This is a genomic window from Bradyrhizobium sp. 2TAF24 (assembly GCF_052115025.1).
In the GTDB taxonomy this organism is placed as follows: Bacteria; Pseudomonadota; Alphaproteobacteria; order Rhizobiales; family Xanthobacteraceae; genus Bradyrhizobium_A.
On record NZ_JBFRFW010000001.1, the window covers coordinates 157,556 to 176,751 of the forward strand.

A 19,196-nucleotide genomic window follows, 5' to 3' on the forward strand; every position below is an offset into this window, starting at 1 on the left:
CAACGTGTTCAGCCCCAATAGATATTCCTTAACATGGGGCAGTTCTCATTCCGCCGCAACAGGATAGACCGGCTGCGCATGGGCGTCCCCCGCGAGCGGCGGAGCGGCCGTGGCCGGCGCCACCGGGCCGCTCTGCTCCAGGCTCTTGCGGAACCAGAGCGCGTACAGCCCAGGTAGGAACAGCAGGGTCAGGAAGGTGGCGACGAACAGGCCGCCCATGATGGTGATCGCCATCGGCCCCCAGAACGCGGAGCGCGATAGCGGGATCATCGCCAGGATGGCGGCGAGCGCGGTCAGCACCACCGGCCGGGCGCGCCGGACGGTCGCCTCCACAATGGCCTCCCGGCGGGTCATGCCATGCGCCACGTCGCTCTCGATCTGGTCGACCAGAATCACCGTGTTGCGCATGATCATACCCGCCAGCGCGATGAGGCCCAGCAGCGCCACGAAGCCGAATGGCTGATTCGCCACCAGTAGCCCGAGCGCGGCGCCGACAATGCCGAGCGGCGCGGTAAGGAACACCAGCGCAAGACGCGAGAAGCTCTGCAGCTGGATCATCAGCAGCGTGAGCATCACGATCACCATCAGCGGGAACAGCACGAAGATCGAGGCATTGCCCTTGGCCGATTCCTCAATCGCTCCGCCCATGTCGATGCGATAGGCCGGCGGCAGGCTGGCGCGGATCTTGGCAAGCTTCGGCCAGATCGCATTGGTGACGTCGGGCGCCTGCACACCATCAACGATGTCGGAGCGCACGGTGATCGCCATGTCGCGGTTGCGCCGCCACAGGATCGGCTCCTCATGGGCATACTCGATCTTGGCGATCTGCGACAACGGCACTGCGATGCCATTGCGGGAGTAGATCGACAGATCGGCGATATGGCCGAGATCGAGCCGCTCCGACTTCACCGCACGCGCCACCACGCCGACTTTCTCGATACCATCGCGCACGGTCGTGACCGGCGCGCCGGAGATCAGCATCTGCGTCGCCTGCGAGATGTCCTGGGGGGTGAGCCCGAGCGCGCGCGCGCGCTCCTGATCGACCACCAGCTTGAGGTACGGCGTCTTCTCGTTCCAGTCGAGATGCGCATCGACCACCTTGTCGTTGCTGCGCATCACATCACGCACCTGGTAGGCGACGTCGCGCACCACGCCGGCGTCAGGGCCGACGACGCGGAACTGGACCGGGAAGCCGACGGGCGGGCCGAAATTGAACCGATCGACCCGCACACGCGCCTCCGACAATGCGCCTTCCGCGACCACCTTCTCCAGCCGCGCCTTGATCCGCTCACGCGCCTTCACGTCCTTCGACACGATCACGATCTCGGCGAAGGATTCGTTGGGCAACTGCGGATTGAGACCGAGCCAGAAGCGCGGCGAACCCTGTCCGATATAGGCGGTGTAGGTGGCGATGTCGGGATCGCCCTTCAGCAGGGATTCCGCCCTCTCCACCGACTTCTCGGTGACACCGAAGGCGGTGCCTTCCGGCAGGCGCAACTGAAAGAACAACTCGGGCCGCTCAGACAGCGGGAAGAACTGCTGCTGCACCGCGCCGAAACCGACGATCGACAGCACGAACACGCCGATGGTGGACAGCACCACGGTGCCTCGCCAGCGCACGCACCACTCGATGACACGGCGCAGGGCGCGGTACATCCGCGTCTCGTAGATCGCATGCGGATCGGCGTGATGCGCCCCGCCCTTCGCCGCTTTGGCGAAATCGGGCAGCAGTTTGACACCGATATAGGGTGTGAAGATCACCGCGACGAACCATGACGCCACAAGCGCGATGGCGACGATCCAGAAGATGCCGCCGGCATACTCGCCGACCGACGAATTGGCGAAGCCGATCGGCAGGAAGCCGGCCGCGGTCACCAGCGTGCCGGTCAGCATCGGAAACGCGGTGGATTCCCAGGCGAACGACGCCGCCTTGAAGCGATCCCAGCCCTGCTCCATCTTCACCACCATCATCTCGACCGCGATGATGGCGTCGTCGACCAGCAGGCCGAGCGCGATGATCAACGCACCGAGGGTGATGCGATGCAGGTCGAGCCCCATCGCGTTCATGACGACGAACACGATCGCCAGCACCAGCGGCACCGACAGCGCGACCACGATGCCGGTGCGCCAGCCGAGCGCAAGAAAGCTGACGAACAGCACGATGGCGAGCGCTTCGATGAAGGAATGGACGAACTCGGTGACCGCGTGATCGACCACCTCGGGCTGGTCGGCGATCTGCTCGACATCGATGCCCTGCGGCACCGCCGCCATGAATTCCGCGGTGGCGGCCTTGACGGCCTCGCCGAGCTCCAGGATGTTGGCGCCCTTGGCCATCACCACACCGATGCCGAGCGCGGGCTTGCCCTTCTGCCGAACTTTGTAGTCGGACGGATCTTCATAACCGCGGGTCACGGTGGCGATGTCGCCGAGCCGGAACACGCGGCCGTTGCTCTCCACCGGAGTCTCGGCCACCGCCTTGGCGCCGTCGAGCGCGCCGGTCACCCGCAGCGGCACGCGCTGCGACGAAGTCTCGACCACGCCGCCCGGGCTGACCGCATTCTGCCGTGCCAGCGAATCGAAGATCGCCTGCGGCGTGATGCCGAGGGTGGCGAGCTTGGCATGGGAGAACTCGACGTAGATCTTCTGATCCTGCACACCGTACAGGTTGACCTTGGTGACGTTCGGCACCTTGAGCAGGCGCTGGCGCATACCCTCGGCGATGGTCTTGAGCTGGGCATAGCTCGCGCCATCGCCGGTCATCATGTAGAGGATGGAGTCGACGTCGCCGTACTCGTCATTGACATTCGGGCCGATCAACCCGGCGGGCAGATCGCCCTGAATGTCCACCAGCTTCTTGCGCAGCTGGTAGAACAGCTGCTGCACATCCTTGGCCGGCGTGTTGTCCTTGAACGCCACCTGCATCGCCGTGAAGGACGGCTTGGTGTAGGTGGTCACCTTGTCGAAATACGGCAGCTCCTGCAGCTTTTTCTCGATGGTGTCGGCGACCTGCGCCTGCATCTCGCCGGCGGTGGCGCCGGGCCAGATGGCGGTCACCACCGCAAGCTTGATGGTGAAGGACGGATCCTCGGCGCGGCCGAGCCGCTCATAGGAGAAGAAGCCCGCGACGCCGAGCGCCACGATAAAGAACAGCACCAGGGCGGGATGCGCGACAGCCCAGGCGGACAGATTGAAACGTCGCATGGTCCCCTCCCCGCTCAGAATGACAGCGACGCCACGACCCGAACCTTCTGGGCCGGATCGAGCTTCTGCACACCCATGGCGACGACGCGCGCGCCTTCAGCAACGCCGCCGGTGATCACCACGTCGTTGGTCTCGTAAGATTTCACCGTGACCAGCTGCAGCGTCACCGCACCGGTGTCACGATCGACCACATAGAGCGCGGGGCCTGCGCCCTGGTTGAACAACGCAGAGAGCGGCACCCGCGCGACACGCTCGCGATCGGCGTCCGACAAGGACAGCGTCGCGGTCATACCGAGCTGCACGGCATCTCCTGCCCCGGGCAGCGAGAACTTGGCGAGATAGGTGCGGGTCGCGGCGTCCGCCATCGGCGCCAGTTCGCGCAATTTCGCCGTGTACTGCTTGCCCGGCTCCGACCACAGCGACACCTGGGCGACACCGTCCCGGGCGCGCGCCACCAGGGTCTCGGGGATGGCGACAACCGCCTCCTTTTCAGCGGATCGGGCGACACGGATCGCCGCCTGCCCTGACGCCACCACCTGCCCCGGCTCGACCAGGGTCGCCGTGACGACGCCGCGGGCGTCCGCGGTGAGCGTGGTGTAGGATAGCGCGTTGCGGGTCAGTTCGACCGAGCGCTCCGCACGGGTCAGCCGGGCACGGGCCTCGTCGGCCGCGGCCTTCGACTGGTCGAGCTGGGCATCGGTCGACCAGCCCTTGGTGCGAAGATCCTTGGCGCGAGTCTCGGCCGCCACGGCCTGCGCCACCACGCCGGTGGCGGCGCGGTATTCGGCGTCGGCCTGCTCGGCCTGGAGCCGCAGGTCGACCTCGTCGAGCACCGCCAGCGGCTGCCCGGCCTCGACCTGCTGGCCGACCTCGACCAGACGCTTCGCCACCTTGCCGGCAACGCGGAAACCCAGGTCGCTCTCGACCCGGGGGCGGATGGTGCCGACAAAGCTGCGCTCGGGAACCTCGGACTCATAATGGACGGTAGCCACCAGCACCGGGCGGCCCACGGCCGCCTGCTCCGCCGGCTTGTCGTTGCAGCCGGCCAGGGTCAATGCCAGGGCGGCGAGGGAAACTGCGGATAACGCCTTGAATGGGCGTGAAAAAATGGCTGCACCAAACATCTGTCGCTCCCGAGACTGGTCGCCTCAGGCTACTTGACTACTGATGAATGTCAATATTCGTCAGTGAACAATAATTAGTCATTAGTAAAGCGACCAACGAAAAGGCCCGCGCGAGGGGATCGCGCGGGCCTCCGGGAGAACAGGACTCCCCTTGTTTAGCGCGGCTCCGTCGCGGCCGCGAATTCCGTCCGGCTGTCGTGCTTGAGCAGCAGCACCAGGATGCCGGCCACCAGCGGCAGCACCGCCAGCACGAACAGCCCCCAGGACGTGCTTCCGGTGCTCTCCTTGACATAGCCGATCAGGTACGGCCCGCCGAAGCCGGCAAGATTGCCGATCGAGTTGATCAGGGCGATCGCACCGGCCGCCGCCGTGCCGCTGAGGAAGGCGGTCGGCAACGTCCAGAACAGCGCGAAGGTGCAGAACACGCCGATCGCCGCGATGGTGAGGACGATCATGGTGAGGGTCGGATCGGTCAGATAGCTGGAGGCCGCGAGCGCTACGGCCGTCAGGAACAACGGCAATGCGACGTGCCAGACCCGCTCGCGGGTGCGGTCGGAATGGGCGCCCCACAGCACCATGGCAATGGCGCCGAACAGATACGGAATCGCCGTGACGAAGCCGGTCTGCAGGTTGGAGAGCCCGAACGCCTTGACGATCTGGGGCAGCCAGAACTGCATGCCGTACAGCGCGCCGACGAAGCCAAAATACACGAGGCTCAGCACCAGCACCCGCKGCGAGGTCAACGCCTCCCCGATCGTCATGTGCTCGGCGCCGCCCTTCGCCGCCTCCTCGCTGGCAAGGCGCCCGGCGAGCCACTGCTTCTGCTCGGCCGAAAGCCATGTGGCCGCGGCGGGGCGGTCCGTCAAATAGAACCAGCTGACGATGCCAAGCAGGATCGAGGGAATACCCTCGAGGATGAACAGCCACTGCCAGCCCTTGAGTCCGGCGACGCCATCAAGGCCGAGCAGGAAACCCGAGATCGGCGCGCCGATCACCGTGGACACCGGCACTGCGATGGCGAAGCCGGCGAGGATGCGGGCGCGGTACTGCGCCGGGTACCAGTAGGTCAGGTACAGGATGATGCCCGGGAAGAAGCCGGCCTCGGCGACGCCGAGCAGGAACCGCAGAATGTAGAAGCTGGTGGTGCCGCTGACGATCGCCATCAGCGCCGAGATGATGCCCCAGGTCACCATGATGCGGGCGATCCAGCGGCTGGCGCCAACCTTGTGCAGGATGATGTTGCTGGGCACCTCGAACAGGAAGTAGCCGAAGAAGAAGATGCCGGCGCCGAAGCTGAAGACCACTGGGGAAAACTTCAGCTCCTCGTTCATCGTCAGTGCGGCAAAGCCGAGATTGACGCGATCGAGATAGGAAAAGAAATAGGCCAGAATCAGAAACGGCACGACCCGCCAGGAGATCGCCTGCATGGTCGATGTTTCAATGGCGCTCTGGCCCCCACTGGCCGCGCGCAGATGTGCGGATGCTTCGCTCATAAATCCTCCCCAACCCATGACGTTGTTCAGCACGGCACCTCCCCGTGCCATGCGCTTGCCGCCGACCGTGGCGAAACATCGCAGGGATTTCAACCTTTGATTTTCGGCAGGGGCCCGGCGCGCACCGCGGCTTCAGGCCCCGAGCGCTGAGCCGATTCGCGCGATCGCGCGTTCGACATCCGTCGCCGCGGTGCACAGTCCGAAGCCGAATCGGAGACGGTCGCCGCGATGGTCGCAGTGCACGCCGACCGCAGCGAGCCTGGTCTCGATCTCGCCGGCGCGCGCGGTGCGGAAGGTGAGGAAATTGCCGTGGGCGGCACCGGGACCGAACGGCGTGATCAGGTCGGCGCGGCGCAGGCCCGCGATCGCACGCGGTTCGAGCGCGTCGAGGAAATGCGCCATCAGCGCGCGCGCGTGGCCATGGACCTGTTCGGCGGCAATCGCCTCCGCCGCCAGCCAATCGAACACCGCCGCCATCCGGTAGAGGCCCGAGGGGTCGAAGGTCGCGCCGAGAAAACGCCCGGCATCGAGGGGATAGCCGACCGACTTGCCGGGCGGCGCCGCCAGCGCGCCGAAGTCGGCGAACCAGCCGGTGTCGCGCGGCCGCGCGCCATAGCCGGGCGGACAGTGCAGGAAGCAGGCACCCTCGCCGGCCATGGCGTATTTGTAGCCGCCGGCGAGATAGAAGGCGCGCTCGGCAATCCCCGAAAGATCCGTCGGCCGCGCCATGAAGCCGTGATAGCCGTCGATCACCAGATAGCTGTCCGGCGAAGGCAGCGCCGCGGCGAGCGCGGCAAGATCACCGCAGGTCGCTGCCGAACTGAAGAACACCTGGCTGACGAACACGAGATCATGATCGCCCGCGGCGCAGGCCGCGTGAAAGCGTTCGGCGAAGGTCGCAAGCGGCTCGGCCGGCACGCGCGTCACGGTAACGACGCCGTCCTCGGCGAGCCGGTCGAGCTGGCGCCGCGCGGTGTGAAATTCTGCGTCGCTGGTCAGGATGCGGACCGCGCGTCCCGCCGGGAAGCACGACAGCAGCCGGCGCAGGAACTCGTGGGTGTTGGGCGCGAACGCGATCGTCGCCGGATCCGGCAGGCACAGGTGGCGCGCAAGGTGCGCCTGCACCTGCGGAATGAGCTCGCCGAACATGAGGCCCCATTTGTCGCCGGCGAGTCGCGCCGCGTCCTGCCAGCAGCGCTGCTGCGCCGCATAGGTGACATCGGGCCAGTCATGATGGCTGTGGCAGGCGAGATTGATCCGCTCCGGCGCGGCCGCGCGGAAGCGGGAGAAGTGCGCGGTGAAATCGAGCAGCGGACCGGTCATGACGAAATGACAAAGCCCATGCGGGCCTGGATCTGCGCCGGCAGCTCCGGCACCGCCGAGCGTGGAATGAGGAAGCTCGACAGACGGAACAGGTCGCCGAAGATGCGGTGCCGCTCCGCCGTGGTCCGCAGATAGGCATGGCCGGAGGAGCCACCGGTGCCGATCTTGACCCCGATCATGCGCTCGACCATCAGCGCGTGACGGTAGCGCCACAGCGTCATGGTCTCGTCGATGTCCATCAGCGCCGCCAGCAGGCGGAACGGCTGCTGTACCGCCGGCTTGTCGCGGTAGAGCGTGATGAACAGCGCCGCCTGCACGGCAGGTGCCGACAACCGCCAGCCGCCATTGTCATCGGACGCGGAAAAGATCGCCGAGAACGAGGCGATCGCGCGCTCGATGTTCTTGAGGTCACGCTCACGCTTCTCCGGCGGGATCGCCGGATCGTTGCGCACCATCTCGGCGTCACGGGCGAGATGCTTCTCCACCGCCGTACGATAGGCGTCGCGGAAGGTGGCGCCGCCCCAATCGAGGAACGGAGTGCGGGCGAGCCACTGGTCGAGCAGATCGAACAGCGATGGCTTGTCGCCGGCAGCGCGGAACGCGACGCGGTCACGGTCCGACAGCCGCTCGTCGATCGCCTTGTCGTCGAACGGCACGCGTGTTGCGGGCGAAAGGCCAAGCCGCGTCTCGATCAGGCGGAACTGGAGCGACTGAAAGCCAGAGGCCGGCATCAACAGATCGCGGAAATCGAGGAAATCGAATGGTGTCATGGTCTCCAGCACGTCGAGCTGGCCGACCACGAGCTTGAGGATCTCGTGAATACGGTTGAGGCCGTGCACCACCCGCCCCATGGCGTCATCAGTGACGGGAATGGTGCCGAAATCCGCCTCGATCCGGTCGAGCTCATGCAGGATCTGCTTGAACCACAGCTCGTAGGCCTGATGGACGATGATGAACAGCATCTCGTCATGAGCATCGATGCCGGCTTTCACGCTCTCCGGCTCCTGGGACGACAGCAGCCGATCGAGCTTGAGGTAGTCGCCGTAATAAACCGGGGCGCGAGCCATGCATGCGTCTCCATCGGACGAGTGTCCCGGTTTAACATTCGCATCACTTTGCAGCGGGCTCTTTTGCGAATGCTAGAACCGGAGGGACACTAGCAAGTGTAAGATTCTAGCGTGGTTTTGCATCTGACATTCGCTTGGAGGACTCGCGGCGAGACTGAAGCGAATGTCAGATCCACCACACCAGTGCCACCAGATTTGGCCGGGACGCGCGCGAGGTCAATAGATATTTTATGCCTAAAGCATTCGCAGACGATGACCGATCTGCCGGCACCCGCCGGCGGCGATCCGGCTAGTCCTCGCCGTCCGCGTCGGCGCCGTTCTTGACGGCGATCGCCAGCAACTCACCCTCGAGCTCCCGCAGCATCTCGTGCAGGGCCTCAAGCTTCTTGGCGCCATAACGGCGGGTGATTTCGGCGTAGATCGCCTCGGAAATCGGCGCCACCACATCGATCAGCGCGATCCCGGCCGGGGTGAGCGAGACGATACCCCGGCGCAGGTCGCTCTCCGGCGAGCGACGCTGGACCAACTGGCGCGCCTCGAGATCCCGCAGGATCCGCGACAGGCTCGGTCCCAGCAGGTAGGTCGCGCGCGCCAGCTCGCTGACCTCCATCTGCTCGATCGAGGTCAGCGCCCGCAGGATGCGCCACTGCTGCTCGGTGAGGCCATGGTCGCGCAACGAGGGGCGGAACTGGCGCATCACCGCCTCGCGAGAGCGCAGCAGCGCCATCGGCAGTGACCGGGAAAAGTCGCGCATCGGCGGCTTGCGCGGCGTCTTGCCGGCTGCGCCGGAGGTTTTTTTTCCGGCCACCTTGGCAGCCTCCCCCATAGGCCCAGCCGAGCCGGATTTGCCGCGCGTCATGGTCCGCAGATTCTCTGTCATTCTCAATCATCTATCATGCGGCGTGACATTCCGGCCACTAGTGTCCCGGTTCTAACATTCGCATCCCCTTGCAGCAGGCTCTTTTGCGAATGTTAGAACCTTAGGGACACTAGCAAATATCAGATTCTAGTGTGGTTTTGGATCTGACATTCGCTCGAAGAACTCGCGGCGATTCTGAAGCGAATGTCAGATCCACCACACTAGGCCGCGGCGAGATTTCGTGACAACCGCGTTGATCTCATCAACTTAACATGTTAAATAGTTTTGAAAATGATCGGGAGGCAGCGTTTTCCAATGAAATTGACTGAGGATGCCATCAAAGATGCGGCCAAGCGCCTGTTCGAGGCCGAGAAGGGCCGCAAGCAGATCCGCCAGCTGTCGATCGAGCACCCGGGCATGACCATCGCCGACGCCTATGCGGTGCAGACAGCCCTCGTCGACCTCAAGGTCGCTGCCGGCGCCAAGATCCGCGGCCACAAGATCGGCCTGACCTCCAAGGCGATGCAGAGTGCCCTGAACATCGACGAGCCGGATTCCGGCGTGCTGTTCGATGACATGTTCTTCAATGATGGCGGCCTGGTGCCGACCGAGCGCTTCATCGCTACCCGTGTCGAAGCGGAACTCGCCTTCGTGATGAAGCACCGCCTCGCCGGCCCCGACTGCACCATCTTCGACGTGCTCAACGCCACCGACTTCGTGGTTCCGGCGCTGGAGATCCTCGATACCCGGATCGAGCGTGTCGACGCGGAGACCAAAGCCACCCGCAAGATCTACGACACCATCGCCGACAATGCCGCCAACGCCGGCATCGTGCTCGGCGGCCGGCCGCTGCGCCCGCTCGACACGGACCTGCGCTGGATCGGCGCGCTGTGCTACCGTAATGGCCAGCTTGAGGAAACCGGACTCGCCGCCGGCGTGCTCAACCATCCCGCCAACGGCATCGTGTGGCTGGCGAAACGCCTCGCCCCGCTCGGCCTGGCGCTGGAACCCGGCCAGGTCGTGCTGGCGGGATCGTTCATCCGCCCGATCGAGACCCGCAAGGGCGACACCATCCAGGCCGACTTCGGCGCCTATGGGTCGGTGAGCTGCTACTTCGCTTAGACAGCCTGACGGAGCGCTGGCCATGCCGCATTTCACCATCGAATATTCAGCCAATCTCACCGATCGCGTCGACATCGGCGCGGTGGTCGAGCTCGTCCGCCGCGCCGCGGCCGACACGGGCGTCTTTCCGCTCGGCGGCATCCGCGTCCGCGCCATCCGGTGCGACGACTATGCGGTCGCCGACGGCGATCCGCAGCATGGCTTCCTCGCCATGGTGCTGCGCCTCGGCCAGGGCCGCGACCTGCCGACCCGCAAGCGCGCCGGTGCGGAGATCTTCGAAGCGCTGTCGACGTATCTCGACCCGGTATTCGCGTCGAGCCGGTTCGCGCTGTCATTCGACATCGTCGAGATCCTGAACGAAACCAGCTGGAAGCGAAACAACATCCACGATCACCTGAAGGCCGAGGCAACCCATGGCTAAAGCATCCGACGTCACCCTCGCCGCCAATCTCGAGCGCGCCAGACCTCTGCTCGAGAAGCTGCGCGCCGACGGCATCTCGCATTTCATCGACGGCAAGTCGGTCCCGGCTGCGTCGGGGCGAACCTTCGAGACCCACTCCCCGATCGACAACGCCAAGCTCGCGACCGTCGCCCGCGGTGATGCGACCGACATCGACACGGCTGCCAGGGCCGCGGAAAAGGCGTTCCGCTCCTGGCGCGCGCTCGCGCCCGAGAAGCGCAAGAAGCTGCTGCACAAGCTTGCCGACGCCATCGAGGCGCGCGCCGACGACATCGCGGTGCTGGAATGCATCGACACCGGACAGGCGCACCGCTTCATGGCCAAGGCAGCGCTGCGCGCGGCCGAGAACTTCCGCTTCTTCGCCGATCGCGCGCCGGAGGCGCGTGACGGCAAGAACCTGCCGAGCGAGGAGCACTGGAACATCTCCACCCGCGTGCCGATCGGCCCGGTCGGCGTGATCACGCCATGGAACACGCCGTTCATGCTGTCGACCTGGAAGATCGCACCGGCTCTCGCCGCGGGCTGCACCGTGGTGCACAAGCCGGCGGAATGGTCGCCGGTCACCGCCGACCTGCTGGTCCGCATCGCCCACGAGGTCGGCATTCCCGACGGCGTCTTCAACACCGTGCACGGCTTCGGCGAGGACGCCGGCAAATCGCTGACCCAGCATCCGGCCATCAAGGCGATCGCCTTCGTCGGCGAGAGTTCGACCGGTTCGGCCATAATGATGCAGGGCGCACCGACGCTGAAGCGGGTGCATTTCGAACTCGGCGGCAAGAACCCGGTGATCGTGTTCGACGACGCCGACCTCGAGCGCGCGCTCGACGCCGTCGTGTTCATGATCTACTCGCTGAACGGCGAGCGCTGCACTTCGTCGAGCCGTCTCCTGGTGCACGAGAGCATCGCCGACGCCTTCAACGACAAGCTCGCCGCCCGGGTGCGGGCGCTGAAGATCGGCCACCCGCTCGATCCGGCGACCGAGATCGGGCCGCTGATCCATGAACGCCATTTCGCCAAGGTCTGCTCCTATTTCGACATCGCTCGCCAGGACGGCGCCACCATCGCGGTCGGCGGCAAGCCCCATGACGGCCCCGGCGGCGGCCACTATGTGCAGCCGACCCTGGTCACCGGCGCCACCAGTGCGATGCGGGTCGCCCAGGAAGAGGTGTTCGGCCCCTTCCTGACCGTGATCCCGTTCAAGGACGAGACCCAGGCGATCGAGATCGCCAACAGCGTGCAGTACGGCCTCACCGGCTATGTCTGGACCCGTGACATGGGCCGGGCGCTGCGTGTCGCCGACGAGCTCGAAGCCGGCATGATCTGGCTCAACTCCGAGAATGTCCGTCACCTGCCGACGCCGTTCGGCGGCATGAAGGCCTCTGGCATCGGCCGCGACGGCGGCGACTACTCGTTCGAATTCTACATGGAAACCAAACACGTCAGCCTTGCGCGCGGCACGCACAAGATCCAGCGGCTCGGCGTTCAATAAGCCTGACACCATTCTGACAAGAGGAAACACGACCATGCCCGTTCCCCAGCATACGTTCCAACCGCCGTTCAACGTGCTGCGCTGCAGCCACGTGGTGCTGGACGTGCCCGATCTTGCCGCCACCCGCGCGTTCTACGAGAACGCCATCGGCCTTCACGTCGAAGACGCCGACAGCGACACCGTGTACCTGCGTGGCAGCGAGGAGCATCAGCACCACTCGCTGGTGCTGCGCAAAGCCAAGACCGCGGCCTGCAACCGCATGGGCTTCAAGGTCGGCACCGAGCAGGACCTCGACAAGGCCGCCGAATTCCTCAAGGAAAACGGCATCACCGCGACCTTCGTCGAGCAGCCGTTCCAGGGCCGCACGCTCCACTTCACCGACCCGCTCGGCTATCCGATCGAACTCTACGTCACGATGGAGAAGCGTCCGCACCTGCTGCGCCGCTACGACCTCTACAAGGGCTGCCACCCGCAGCGCTTCGACCACTTCAACGTGTTCTCGCACAATGTGCAGGCCACGGTGGATTTCTACGCTCGGCTCGGCTTCCGCCTGACCGAATACGCCGAGGAGGACGGCCCGAACGGCCGCATCGCCGCGGCCTGGATGCATCGCAAGGGCAACGTGCACGACTTCGCCATCACCAACGGCCGCGGCCCGCGCCTGCATCACTTCGCCTACTGGGTGCCGACCGCGATGAACATCCTGCATCTGTGCGACGTCATGGCGAGCGGCGGCTACCTGGAGAACCTCGAGCGCGGCCCGGGCCGTCACGGCATCGCCAACGCGTTCTTCCTCTATGTCCGCGACCCGGCTGGCCATCGCCTCGAGCTGTACACCAGCGACTACCAGACCATGGACTACGACCATGAGCCGCTGCGCTGGTCGCTGCGCGATCCCCGCCGCCAGACCCTGTGGGGCGCCCCGGCGCCGCGCTCATGGTTCGAAGAAGGCTCCGCCTTCACCGGCCAGGAGGTGCACGACCCGCTGTTCGTCGCCGACGTCATCGTCGCAAGCTGACGGGACGGACACATGACCCAGGCCGTCCGCTTTGCCACCTATCTCAAGGACGGTTCGGAACGCTATGGCGCGGTGATCGACGATAACATCGTCGATCTCTCGTCGCGTTTCGGACACGAGTATCCGACCCTGCGCGAGGTGATCGCAGCAGATGCGCTGCCCCGCCTCGCCGACGCAGCCGTCGGCGCGAGCGCCGACCTCAAGCTCTCCGACGCCAGCCTGCGGCCGCCGATTCCGGCGCCCGAAAAGATCATCTGCATCGGCGTCAACTATCCGGACCGCAACGCCGAATACAAGGACGGCCAGGACGCACCGAAATATCCGAGCATGTTCATGCGCACGCCGCGGTCATTTGTCGGCCACGGTGCGCCGCTGGTGCGCCCGAAGGCGTCGCCGCAGCTCGACTACGAGGGCGAGCTGGTGCTGGTCATCGGCAAGGCCGGCCGTCACATCGCCGAGAAGGACGCCCTCGACCACGTCGCGGCCGTCACGCTCTGCAACGAGGGCACCATCCGCGACTGGGTGCGGCATGCCAAGTTCAACGTGACGCAGGGCAAGAACTTCGACTCCACCGGCAGCCTCGGTCCCTGGATCGTTCCCTTCACCGGAGAGGCCCAGATCGCCGACGTGCGTCTCACGACGAAAGTCAACGGCGAGTTGCGGCAGGATGACCGCACCAGCCGCTTGATTTTCGGCTTCCGCTACCTCATCAACTACATCTCGACGTTCACGACCCTGGTGCCCGGCGACATCATTGTCACGGGAACGCCGACGGGCGCGGGGGCGCGGTTCGATCCACCGCGGTATCTGAAGCCCGGCGATGTGATCGAGGTCGAGGCTGACAACATCGGTACGCTGCGCAACGGCGTCATCGACGAGCAGACATAAAGCAGGCAAGAAACGGGAAGGAACAGGCGATGACGGTGCGGACAGGTGGCGAGGCCATTGTTGATGGTCTCCTTTCACACGATGTCGACACCGTCTTCGGCCTGCCCGGTGCCCAGATCTACGGCCTGTTCGATGCCTTCAAGCGCGCGGAGCCGCGCCTGAAGGTGATCGGCGCCCGCCATGAGCAGGCCTGCGGCTACATGGCCTTCGGCTATGCCCGCGCCAGCGGCAAGCCCGGCGTGTTCAGCGTCGTCCCCGGCCCGGGGGTGCTCAACGCCTCTGCCGCCATGCTCACCGCGTTCGGCTGCAACGAACCTGTACTCTGCCTCACCGGCCAGGTGCCGACCCAGTTCCTCGGCAAGGGGCGCGGCCATCTGCATGAGATGCCGGACCAGCTCGCAACGTTGCGCAGCTTCGTCAAATGGGCCGAGCGGGTCGAACATCCCGGCGCGGCGCCCGCCACCATCGCCCGCGCGTTTCAGGAGATGATGTCGGGACGACGGGGCCCCGCCTCGGTCGAAATGCCCTGGGATGTGTTCACCCAGCGCGCGGCGGCCTCCCCACTGGCGCCGCTTGCGCCGCTGCCCTCGCCCGAGCCCGACCCGGACCACGTCCAGGCGGCCGCGAAACTGATCGCCGGCAGCAAGGCGCCGATGATCTTTGTCGGCGCCGGCGCGATCCACGCCGCTGACGAGATTCTCGAGCTCGCCGAGTTGATCGACGCCCCGGTGGTCGCCTTCCGCAGCGGCCGCGGCATTGTCAGCAACGCCCACGAGCTCGGCCTCACCATGGCCGCCGCCTACGGCCTGTGGCCGCAGACCGACGTGATCATCGGCATCGGCACGCGCCTTGAGCTGCCGTCATGGCGCTGGCCGTATCGACCCGCCGGCCAGAAATCCGTCCGCATCGATATCGATGCGGTCGAGATGCGGCGCTTCACCGCCGACGTCGGCATCGTCTCGGACGCCCGTGACGGCACCAATGCCCTGCTCGCCGCCGTGCGCAAACAGGGGTACGCCAGGCAGGGCGGCCGACGTGACAGAATCCGCGAGGCCACCCTCGCCGCGCAGCAGCAGATCCAGTCCGTGCAGCCGCAGATGGACTACCTCAACGTGCTGCGCGATGTGCTGCCGCACGACGGCATCGTCACCGACGAGCTGTCCCAGGTTGGTTTCGCCTCGTGGTACGGCCTGCCGATCTACAAGCCGCGCACCTTCATCTCCTCCGGCTACCAGGGCACGCTCGGCTCGGGCTTCCCGACCGCGCTCGGCGCCAAGGTCGCCAACCCGGACAAGCCCGTGGTCGCGATCACCGGCGACGGCGGTTTCATGTTCGGCGTGCAGGAACTCGCAACCGCCGTGCAGTACAAGATCGGCGTGGTCACGCTGGTGTTCAACAACAGCGCCTATGGCAACGTGCGGCGCGACCAGAAGACGGTGTTCGACGGCCGCGTGGTGGCAGCGGACCTCGTCAATCCGGATTTCGTCAAGCTGGCGGAGTCGTTCGGCGTCGGCGCGGCCAAGGTCAGCTCCCCGGAGGCGTTTCGTCCGGCGCTGGAAAAAGCGCTGGCGGATGGCGGACCCACCCTGATCTCGATCGAGGTCCCCCGCGATTCCGAGAGCAGCCCGTGGCGCTTCATCCATCCACCGAAGCCGGACGGCGTCTGAGCGCGACGGCCCGAACTCCAACGGCATCAGTCCGCCAGGCTGATGTTCTCCAACGGCCGGTCGTGGCGCAGCATCCGTTGCACGACACGGTCCCGGGATTGCTTGATGTGTTCGATGACGGCCTTGCGCGCCGCCGGCCCATCCCGCCTTGCGAGGGCCGCGATGATGTCGTCGTGATCATGCTTGAGATCGCCGTCTTCGATCTCGCTCAGCCCGGCAAAAAGAACCCGCTGAATTTCATCGAATGTCTGCTTCGTTGCCTTCACGAGGCGCGAATTTTCGGAAATCGACGCGATCAATTCATGAAAGGCCTGGTTGGCCTGCATGAAATTCCGATAGCTCTGCGTGTTTCCAATCGCGAGGGATACGGATGACAGGCGCTGCATCTCGCGGATGTGCTGGTCGGTGATCCGCGGGGCCGCAAGTTCCGCTGCGGCCCCTTCGTTGATCATGCGCATTTGGACGAGTTCGTGAAAGTCGCGAAGGGTCAGTTCGACGACCGCGTAGCCCCGCCTCGGAATGACCTTGACCAGCCCATCCTGCCGAAGTCTGGTCAATGCCTCGCGCAGCGGAGAGGTGCTGACCTTGTATCGTGCGATCAGATCCGCCTCATTGAAAACCTGGCCCTGAGGGATCTCGCCAAGGGTGATCGCAATGCGCAAATCCTCGTAGACACGCTCCCCCAGCGAAAGTTTGGCGCCCGCCTTGCTGTTGTTCATCGAATGATCTGACCCGTTTCCCTCAGTGAAGCGTGGTCGCCAGAACTCTAGCGACAACGGCGAATCCGGAGCGAAGGCTGGGTTCGGATTCGGCGCCATCATACGGCGCCCGGGGTGAAAAATCGCCGGGTGACCGCAACTCCGAGGGCGGCGATCAGCGTGACGAGACTGACAGCCATCAGGCCTCCGGAAATGTCGCCGGTCTGGCTCGCCGTCATCCCCAGGCCGTAAGGCGCAAGGAAGCCGCCGAGGTTGCCGAACGAGTTGATCACGGCGATGCCGCCTGCCGCCGCGGCGCCCGCGAAGAGGCGATTGGGCATCTGCCAGAAGACGGGGATCGCCCCATAGGCGCCTGCCAATGCAAAGGCGAAGGCGACGATGGTGATCCTCGCCGAGCTGTGGAGGAAAATCGCCATAGTGCACAGCGCGACGCTCGCAGCCACAAGGGACAGCACGCACAGAATCAGCGGGCGCTTGGTTCGATCCGCTATAAATCCGTTCAGGATCATGCAGGCCGATCCGAGCAGGGATGCCCCGGATACGATCCACCCGATGGCCGAAATATCGGCAATGCCCGCCTCCCGGATGACGGTCGGGCCCCAGAAGGCGACGGTGGCGTTTGCGACGATCACACAGAAATAGATGGACGTGAAAGCCCACAGGCGCCGGTCACGAAGCACCGAGCCGAAAGCATTCTCCCGGCTTCCGAGGAGATCGCGATCGCGCTTGAGATCCGCGGCAACGGCTGCGCGCTCCTCGGGCGAGAGCCAGTGCGCCTCCTCGAGCCGATTGGTGAGATAGAAAAGACAGAAGATGCCGATCAGGATCGTCGGCACCCCCTCGATGATGAAGAGCCATTGCCATCCCGAGAGCGTGAGATGGGTGTGGAGCACGCTCATGATCAGGCCCGCGAGCGGCCCGCCGATGACGCCCGACAGCGCCACCGAAGACATGAAGATGCCGAACACCTTGGCCCTTCGATCGCTCGGGAACCAGAGCGTCAGGTAGAGGATGACGCCGGGAAAAAAGCCGGCCTCAAAGGCACCAAGCGAGAAGCGCAGCACATAGAATGTCGCAGGCGTTGCGACCAGCGCCATCAGCGTGCAGGTGATGCCCCACCCGATCGCTATCCGCGCGATAGTGCCGCGTGCACCGATCTTCTGCAGCAACAGATTGCTCGGAACTTCGAACAGCAGATAGCCGATGTAGAAGATCCCGGCGCCCAATCCATAGACGGCATCGCTGAAGCCCAGCTCGTCCATCATCTGGAGTTTGGCGAAGCTGACATTGACGCGATCGATCCATGCAAGGACCCAAAGCAGCATCAGGATCGGGATCAGTCGAACGGCGATCTTCCGATAAATCGGGCCGACATGGTCAGCCGCGCCCGTGACGGCGGCACAATCGGCAACACTGCTCATCCTTGGCTTCCTTCCCCTGGTGACGTCGGTCTTTGGGGACGCTCCAGCGCGCCCAAGTTATAAAACATCAAAAAAGTTTCATTTAGTCAACTTTACGATCATTGCCACTCACAAGAGCAACGCCAACTGGGCACAACTCCGAGAATTGCTCTTGATTTTCGACCATAAATTGCCCTTCTATTGAAACATCAAAAAAACATGAGACATTCAATGGATCGTTATCCGGTGCTGGCGGCGGCTGGCGACATCGTCATCAGACACAAGCTCTTCAACGAAGGGGGGATCGCCCACCCCAGTTACGAACGCACACTGGAATACCTTCGGCGTTCCGATCTCGTCTGGGGGTCGTGCGAAGTGCAGTTCGCGCGCAAGGGCTACAGAACCGACGCGCCCATCGCCTATCTCTCCGATCCCGCAATCGCTGGGGATCTCGGCCGGGCGGGATTTGGGATCATGACGGTTGCCACCAACCACACCTGCGACTTTGGTCCCGAGGCGTTCCTGGAGACGCTCGACCATCTGCGCGGCGCCGGGATCACGCCGGTCGGAGGTGGCCGCACCGTTGACGAGGCCATGGCGCCGGTCGTGCGCGACATCGCGGGGCGCCGCATCGGCTTTCTCGCGGTCTCCTGCCTTCTGCCGCCGGACTATGCGGCGACCGACCAGCGTCCGGGCATCGCCCCGCTCAGAGTCGATCAATGGGCCGAATTTCATCCGGTCATGCTCGCCACCGAGCCCGGAGCTCCGCTGAAGATGCGCAGTCGTGTGCGGCCCGAGGATCTGGAAAGCCTGGTGAAAACCATCCGCGAGCTGCGTCCGAGCGTCGATCATCTCGTCGTCAGCGTTCATTGGGGTTACGGACGCGGCGACCCGCAGGCGGAATATCAGCGCCCTCTCGGCCACGCGATCATCGATGCCGGCGCCGACATGGTCCTGGGCAACCACCCTCACAGTCCGGCAGGGCTCGAGACCCATCGCGGACGGCCGATCCTTTACAGCCTCGGCAACCATGTCGCGCAGCAGGACTGGGCTAACGCCACACCTGTTCAGAAGGAGATATTCTCCCAGATCGATCCGTGGTCGCTGGTGTGCCGCATCGAATTCGGCGAGGCCGGCGTGCGGTCGATCGAGTTTCGCGCCACGGAATGCGATGCCCAGGGCATGCCCAATCTCATCGCGAGTGAGGAAGCGTCGCGGCCGATCCTTGAACGCTTCCGCCGCATGTCCGCGAACATGGGTACCCCTATGGAGGTTGAAGGACATCGCGCGGTTGCTCGCTTCGTCGAGGTCGAAGCGGTGACGAGCGCCTCATAACGCAGCCGCACGTCCAGCCATATCACACGGC

Annotated in this window: 15 protein-coding genes; 7 read left to right on the plus strand and 8 right to left on the minus strand. The window is 64.9% G+C overall.

The window, feature by feature from the left end:
* Nucleotides 1–45: 45 nt before the first annotated feature.
* The 6 genes from AB4Z37_RS00720 to hpaR form a co-directional block, all read right to left on the minus strand.
* Entirely contained in the window at nt 46–3,201 is a 3,156-nt protein-coding gene (locus tag AB4Z37_RS00720) for an efflux RND transporter permease subunit (RefSeq protein WP_441514759.1), read from the minus strand.
* Nucleotides 3,202–3,215: 14 nt separating this feature from the next.
* Nucleotides 3,216–4,325, minus strand: coding sequence for an efflux RND transporter periplasmic adaptor subunit (locus tag AB4Z37_RS00725; protein ID WP_441514760.1), 1,110 nt, complete (start codon nt 4,323–4,325; stop codon nt 3,216–3,218).
* A gap of 155 nt (nt 4,326–4,480) precedes the next feature.
* Nucleotides 4,481–5,818 (minus strand): MFS transporter, encoded by a 1,338-nt coding sequence (locus AB4Z37_RS00730; RefSeq protein ID WP_441514761.1) that lies wholly within the window; start codon nt 5,816–5,818, stop codon nt 4,481–4,483.
* 132 nt (nt 5,819–5,950) lie between these two features.
* Entirely contained in the window at nt 5,951–7,141 is a 1,191-nt protein-coding gene (locus tag AB4Z37_RS00735) for an aminotransferase class V-fold PLP-dependent enzyme (protein ID WP_441514762.1), read from the minus strand.
* Nucleotides 7,138–8,208 carry a tryptophan 2,3-dioxygenase family protein gene (locus tag AB4Z37_RS00740; RefSeq protein ID WP_441514763.1) on the minus strand — a complete coding sequence of 357 codons (1,071 nt, stop codon included), beginning with the start codon at nt 8,206–8,208 and terminating at the stop codon, nt 7,138–7,140. Before AB4Z37_RS00740 ends, AB4Z37_RS00735 begins: the two co-directional genes overlap by 4 nt.
* A gap of 289 nt (nt 8,209–8,497) precedes the next feature.
* A complete protein-coding gene (gene hpaR, locus AB4Z37_RS00745; RefSeq protein ID WP_441515228.1) occupies nt 8,498–9,034 on the minus strand; it encodes a homoprotocatechuate degradation operon regulator HpaR in 537 nt (178 codons plus the stop codon).
* A 348-nt stretch (nt 9,035–9,382) separates the two neighbouring features.
* Between hpaR and hpaH the strand changes: the two genes are divergently transcribed.
* From hpaH to AB4Z37_RS00775, 6 genes are read left to right on the plus strand one after another with little or no spacing between them, the layout of a single operon-like run.
* Nucleotides 9,383–10,189, plus strand: a complete 807-nt coding sequence (gene hpaH / locus AB4Z37_RS00750) for a 2-oxo-hept-4-ene-1,7-dioate hydratase (RefSeq protein WP_441514764.1) — start codon at nt 9,383–9,385, stop codon at nt 10,187–10,189.
* Between the two features lie 22 nt (nt 10,190–10,211).
* Nucleotides 10,212–10,610, plus strand: a complete 399-nt coding sequence (locus AB4Z37_RS00755) for a 5-carboxymethyl-2-hydroxymuconate Delta-isomerase (RefSeq protein ID WP_441514765.1) — start codon at nt 10,212–10,214, stop codon at nt 10,608–10,610.
* Nucleotides 10,603–12,138, plus strand: a complete 1,536-nt coding sequence (hpaE, locus tag AB4Z37_RS00760) for a 5-carboxymethyl-2-hydroxymuconate semialdehyde dehydrogenase (RefSeq protein WP_441514766.1) — start codon at nt 10,603–10,605, stop codon at nt 12,136–12,138. Before AB4Z37_RS00755 ends, hpaE begins: the two co-directional genes overlap by 8 nt.
* A 34-nt stretch (nt 12,139–12,172) precedes the next feature.
* Nucleotides 12,173–13,156: a 3,4-dihydroxyphenylacetate 2,3-dioxygenase gene (gene hpaD, locus AB4Z37_RS00765; RefSeq protein WP_441514767.1), complete on the plus strand. Its 984-nt coding sequence runs from the start codon at nt 12,173–12,175 to the stop codon at nt 13,154–13,156.
* A 12-nt stretch (nt 13,157–13,168) separates the two neighbouring features.
* A complete protein-coding gene (locus tag AB4Z37_RS00770; protein ID WP_441514768.1) occupies nt 13,169–14,044 on the plus strand; it encodes a fumarylacetoacetate hydrolase family protein in 876 nt (291 codons plus the stop codon).
* Nucleotides 14,045–14,073: 29 nt separating this feature from the next.
* A complete protein-coding gene (locus tag AB4Z37_RS00775; RefSeq protein ID WP_441514769.1) occupies nt 14,074–15,711 on the plus strand; it encodes a thiamine pyrophosphate-dependent enzyme in 1,638 nt (545 codons plus the stop codon).
* Between the two features lie 26 nt (nt 15,712–15,737).
* Here the strand turns inward: AB4Z37_RS00775 and AB4Z37_RS00780 are convergent, their stop codons facing one another.
* Nucleotides 15,738–16,430 carry a GntR family transcriptional regulator gene (locus tag AB4Z37_RS00780; RefSeq protein ID WP_441514770.1) on the minus strand — a complete coding sequence of 231 codons (693 nt, stop codon included), beginning with the start codon at nt 16,428–16,430 and terminating at the stop codon, nt 15,738–15,740.
* A 98-nt stretch (nt 16,431–16,528) separates the two neighbouring features.
* Entirely contained in the window at nt 16,529–17,851 is a 1,323-nt protein-coding gene (locus AB4Z37_RS00785) for an MFS transporter (protein WP_441514771.1), read from the minus strand.
* Nucleotides 17,852–18,061: 210 nt separating this feature from the next.
* Between AB4Z37_RS00785 and AB4Z37_RS00790 the strand changes: the two genes are divergently transcribed.
* Nucleotides 18,062–19,165: a CapA family protein gene (locus AB4Z37_RS00790; RefSeq protein ID WP_441514772.1), complete on the plus strand. Its 1,104-nt coding sequence runs from the start codon at nt 18,062–18,064 to the stop codon at nt 19,163–19,165.
* Nucleotides 19,166–19,196 lie beyond the last annotated feature (31 nt).